The organism is Streptomyces sp. NRRL F-2580 (assembly GCF_000720115.1).
Classification (GTDB): domain Bacteria; phylum Actinomycetota; class Actinomycetes; order Streptomycetales; family Streptomycetaceae; genus Streptomyces.
Map to the genome: position 1 here is coordinate 1 of NZ_JOIR01000154.1, position 201 is coordinate 201.

Sequence of the window (201 nt, forward strand, 5' to 3'; positions counted from 1 at the left end):
GCGGTGCTGTTGATGTTGAGCTTGGCGCGGATGCGGCGGAGGTAGGCGTCGACGGTGTGCTTGGAGAGTCCCATGTGGCGGGCGGTCTGGAGGTAGGTGTGGCCGGCGGCGATGTGGCGCAGGGCTTCCTGTTCGCGGGGGGCGAGGAGGGCGGCTTCGGCGGTCGGCGCGGTGCGGGTGAGGGTGAGGCTCATGGGATTC

General features: G+C 70.1%; 1 protein-coding gene. It reads right to left on the bottom strand.

Annotated elements, in window-relative coordinates:
• Nucleotides 1-194 (bottom strand): response regulator transcription factor (locus IF88_RS49260; protein ID WP_037809003.1); only part of this gene is annotated, 194 nt, incomplete at its 3' end.
• Nucleotides 195-201: the final 7 nt, after the last annotated feature.